This window comes from Streptomyces sp. NRRL S-378, from assembly GCF_000720645.1.
In the GTDB taxonomy this organism is placed as follows: domain Bacteria; phylum Actinomycetota; class Actinomycetes; order Streptomycetales; family Streptomycetaceae; genus Streptomyces.
The window spans coordinates 1-4,756 of record NZ_JOBX01000134.1 but is presented as its reverse complement, the minus strand read 5'-3'; the positions used below and the strand labels follow the sequence as shown (position 1 = coordinate 4,756).

Below are 4,756 nucleotides of genomic sequence, written 5' to 3'. Positions count from 1 at the left end.
CAGGGTGGCGGGACCGGTAACACCCAGGGTGGTACGCAGGGTGGCGGGACCGGTAACACCCAGGGTGGTACGCAGGGTGGCGGGACCGGTAACACCCAGGGTGGTACGCAGGGTGGCGGGACCGGTAATACCCAGGGTGGTACGCAGGGTGGCGGCACTGGCAACACCCAGGGTGGTACGCAGGGTGGCGGGACCGGTAATACCCAGGGTGGTACGCAGGGTGGCGGGACCGGTAACACCCAGGGCGGGACGCAGGGTGGCGGCACCGGCAACACCCAGGGTGGGACCCAGGGCTGATCAGTCATCAGCGTCGAAGACGACGGCACCTCGCGGAGGCAACTCTGCGAGGTGCCGCCGCATGTCCGTCACCGGCACCAGCGTCGGGACCGGCACCGGTATCGGCGTGTCCTCGCGGACCGTCCGCTCCGGGCGGCCCGCGTACGGCAGGCAGACTGGTCCGGTGGACACCCGTCGCCCCTGCCCCTGTTGTGGTCATCTCGTCTTCGATGCCGAAGACGGGTGGCCCGGTTCATACGGCATCTGCCCGGTCTGCTGCTGGGAGGACGACCCGGTGCGGCTGCGCCGGCCGTTCACGGCGGGCGGCTCGAACCGGCTGTCGCTCGTCGAGGCCCAGAGCAACTTCCGTGCCTACGGGGCCTGCGACCAGCGGGGCAGGAGGTTTGCCAGGCCCGCGACGGACGACGAACCCCTGGACGGGGCCTGGCGCCCGATCGACCCCGCCACCGACCATTTCGAGGACTCCACGGATACGGAGCACCGCCCTTGGCCGGACGACGCGGTGGTCCTGTGCTGGTGGCTCCCCTCGTTCTGGGGCGTTCCCGAGGATCCCGTGCAGGATCCCGCCCGCCGGGTGGTCATCGACCTCGGCCCGGTGCGCAGCGAGCGTGATCTCCACGAGGCGCTCAAGCGGGAACTCGGCTTCCCTGCGTTCTACGGCATGAACGGGGACGCGTTCTGGGACGCGATCACCGGCCTCGTCACCATGCCCCGGGAACTGCGGTTCGTCGGCTGGGCCGGGCTGGAGCTGCGGGAACCGTCGGCCGCGGCCGTGCTCCGTGACCAGCTGGAGGAGTACGGGCAGAAGACCGCGGACTTCAGCGTGGTCTACGACCGGTAGCGGCTGCGCGGCTCCCGCGGCTTCCGCGGCCCCCGCGGCCGGCGGGTGTCGGCCGGGCGGTCCCGGGTAGGCGTCCGGTGCGGGGTGCGGTCCTGGCCCTCATGGCTGCGACGGGGGCCGCATCCCGCCCACGCCCGCCCCCCGCACTCTCAACCCTCCACCCGTCCCCGGCCCTGGCCCCGCCTGGGCCTGCCCCGGCCGGGGACGGGTGAGGGGGCGTTCAGCGCAGGACGGGGATCGCCTCGCGCGTCTCGTCTGCCTCGAGTCCCGCGGTGCGGCGGCCGGCCGGCTCCGGGGGTGCCTCGTCCGCGCAGACGGTGCCCCGCGCGGGCAGCGCCCCCGTGGCGAGGTAGCCGTTGACCAGGGCACTGACACACGCGCTGCGGTTGTAGGCGGTGTGGCCCTCCGCAGCGAACGTCAGCAGCCGGCCGTTCTCCAGCGTCCCGGCGAGGGCCACGGCGTCCTGATAGGGGGTGTCGGGGTCCCCGGTCGTACCGAGGACCAGGATCGGGGCGGAACCGGCGGCACGGTAGGAGCCCTCGAAGCGGCCGGGCCGGTCCGCCTGCCACGGGACGCACGCCGGGGCGTGGTTGTGGTCGTAGGCGGGCGGCCCGAGACCGACCGGGGGGCCCAGCAGCGGAGCCGAGGCGGCGTGCGCGCCGACCAGCGCGCCCAGGAGCGGACGGCCGGGCGGATAGCGGCGGTCGGCGCACTCGACGGCCGTGTTCACGCTCAGGAAGTCGAAGGACGCCGGCGAGGGCGGGGACAGCAGGAACGACGCCCGGCGGTCCTGCGCCGCCCGCAGCGCCTCGCCCAGGTAGGGCCAGATCTCCTTGCCCGCGTTGATGCCGAACATCAGGCGGTAGGCGAGGGTGTAGCCGGTGGCCGGGCGTCCGCCCGCGGTGATGACCGGGTCGGCGTCCAGCGCCCGTTTGAGGTTTTCGAAGGCCTGCCGCGGCCGGCCGTCACCGAACCCGCAGACGACGGTCTCGTGCGCGCACCAGTCGAGGAACCGGCCGACCGCCGCGTCCAGGGCGGCGAACTGCGCGGCGTCGTAGGCGTAGGGCACGTCCGCGTACAGGTGCGGGTCGTAGGCCCCGTCCAGGACCATGGCCCGCACCCGCCGCGGGAACTGCGCGGCATAGACGGTGCCGACGTAGCTGCCGAAGGAACGCCCGTAGAAGGAGAGCCTCTCCTCGCCCAGGGCCCGGCGCAGCAGGTCGATGTCCCGGGCGTTGAATCCGCTGCCGACGAACGGCAGAAGGCCGCCGGAGCGCTGCCGGCAGGCGGCGGCGAAGTCGGCGCCCTGCCGGACGGCGCGCTGCAGGGCTCCCGGGCCGGGCACGCCGCGCGCGGCGTCGACGGCGGCCGCGTACTCCTCGTCGTCCCAGCACTCCACCCGGGCGCCGCGCGCCACACCGCGCATGTCGTAGCCGACGACGTCGAAGGTGTCGCGGAGGGCGGCGGGCAGGGCGGCGTGGCTGTTACGGGCGAAGTCCACCCCGGAGTTGCCCGGCCCGCCCGGGTGCAGCAGCAGGACACCGGTGCGGCGGGCGGGGTCGGCCGCCGGCCGCCGGGTGACGGCGAGGGCGATCGTGGGACCGGTGGGCCGGCGGTGGTCCAGCGGTACGCGGGCGGTCGCGCACTCGAAGCCGTCCCGCGGGCCGGTGCAGGGGCCCCAGGACAGGACCGGCACGGACGGGCCGGCCACCCCGGCACCAGCCGTGTCCCCGGCCCCGGCCCCGGTCATGGTTCCGGCTCCGGCCCCGGCCCCGGTCATGGTTCCGGCCCTGGCCCCGGCCCCGGAGGTACCGGCTCCGGCCCCGGAGGTACCGGCTCCGGCCCTGAAGGCACTGGCCCCGGCGGCCCCGGCGGCACCGGCCCCGGCGGCGGTTGCCCCGGCCGGGGCCGTGGTCGCCGTGGTGGTGGCGGGCCGGGGAGCGGCCCCCAGGAGGGCGGTGACCGCGGTCAGGGCGAGGGCCGTCGCCCCGGCCACGCGCCCGCGCAGGGCGACGGCGGAAGGGGTCTGCATGCTGCGAACCTCCGTGATGGGCGTCGCGAACGGGCGCCAACGTAGCCGTCCGCCCCGCCCCCGTCGTTCCGCCGGCAGCCGGCCCCCCGCTGCACCCGGGAGGTGACGGACCGGGGCCGCGCTCAACCATCCGCCGGCCGGCGCGGTCTTGCCGGGCGGGCGGACCCCGCCGGTTCCCGGGGGAGGCCGCACGAGTTCCCGCGAGCATGCCGACCGCCGAGGAGCACGACATGACGTTACGCACGACCGTTACGACCGCACGGGTCGCCCTGGTGGGCCTGGCGGCGGCCGCGATGGCCGCCACCACCCTCACGGCCCCCGCCCAGGCCGCCCCGGACCCCGGCCCGGACACCACCGCGGGCGCCACCGCGGACCGGGCCTCCGGGACGGCACGGCACGGGGCGACCCGGCGCGCGATGGACGCCGAGGTCGAGGCCGGCATCCCCGGCATCACGGCCCAGGCCCGCGACGCCCGCGGCGTCTGGAAGGCCGCCTCGGGCGTCGGCGACCTGACCACCGGCGCCCCGCGCGGCACCGACGACCGGTTCCGGATCGGCAGCATCACCAAGACCTTCGTGGCCACCGTCCTGCTCCAGATGGAGGCGGAGGGCAGGCTCCGGCTCGACGACACCGTGGAGGACCATCTGCCGGGCCTGGTGAGGGGCAACGGCAACGACGGCCACAAGATCACCGTACGGCGGCTCCTGAACCACACCTCCGGCCTCTTCGACTACCTGGCCGACGAGGAGTACCTCACCACGTACATGCGCGGCGACGGCTACCTCGCGCACCGCTACGACACCCTGCCGCCCGCCCAGCACGTGAAGGTCGCCCTCTCCCACCCGCCGCTGTTCTCTCCCGGCGCCCGCTTCTCGTACTCGAACACCAACTACGTCCTGGCCGCGCTCATCATCGAGAAGGCCGGCGGACGGACCTACGAGGCCGAGGTCCGCGACCGCATCATCAGGCCCCTGGGCCTGAAGGCCACCACCAACCCCGGCAACGGCACCCGCATACCCCGCCCCAGCAGCCGCGCCTACTCCAAACTGTTCGAACACGACCCCGGCCGGATCGACGACGTCACCGAGATGAACGGCTCGCAGGGCTGGGGCGACGGCGACATCATCTCCACCACCGGCGACCTGAACCGCTTCTACCGCGCCCTGATGCGCGGCGAGCTCCTTCCCCCGCGGCAGCTGGCCGCCATGAAGACCACGGTGGAGACCCCCGAACGCCCCGGCACGGCCTACGGACTCGGCATCACCCGGATGCGCACGAGCTGCGGCACCACGCTGTGGGGCCACGGCGGAGGCATGGTCGGCTCGACCTCCCTGGCCGTCACCACCGAGGACGGCGGCCACCAGCTCGCCTACAACCGCAACGGGGACTGGAGCACCGCGGTCGCCCCGGACGCCGTCATGGAAGCCGAGTACTGCCCCGCCCCGGCCGCCCCCGACGCCCCCGACGCCCCAGACGTCCCCGCCGTCTCTCCCTGAGCCGTACGGGTGTTCCCCGCCGCGTGAGGGCCACCGGCTGCCGCCGGCCGTCGGCCCGCCCGCGGCGGGGCACTCCGCGCGATACTGACG

At 74.9% G+C, this 4,756-nt stretch carries 3 protein-coding genes; 2 read left to right on the top strand and 1 reads right to left on the bottom strand.

Annotated features, from left to right (window positions below):
* Positions 1-358: 358 nt before the first annotated feature.
* Positions 359-1,138: a CPCC family cysteine-rich protein gene (locus tag IH80_RS46680; RefSeq protein WP_063757387.1), complete on the top strand. Its 780-nt coding sequence runs from the start codon at positions 359-361 to the stop codon at positions 1,136-1,138.
* A 220-nt stretch (positions 1,139-1,358) separates the two neighbouring features.
* Here IH80_RS46680 and IH80_RS0137825 read toward each other — a convergent pair whose 3' ends face one another.
* A complete protein-coding gene (locus IH80_RS0137825) occupies positions 1,359-2,918 on the bottom strand; it encodes an alpha/beta hydrolase (protein WP_030966435.1) in 1,560 nt (519 codons plus the stop codon).
* 482 nt (positions 2,919-3,400) lie between these two features.
* Here IH80_RS0137825 and IH80_RS0137820 point away from each other — a divergent pair, with 482 nt between their 5' ends.
* Positions 3,401-4,666, top strand: coding sequence for a serine hydrolase domain-containing protein (locus IH80_RS0137820; RefSeq protein ID WP_030966434.1), 1,266 nt, complete (start codon positions 3,401-3,403; stop codon positions 4,664-4,666).
* Positions 4,667-4,756 lie beyond the last annotated feature (90 nt).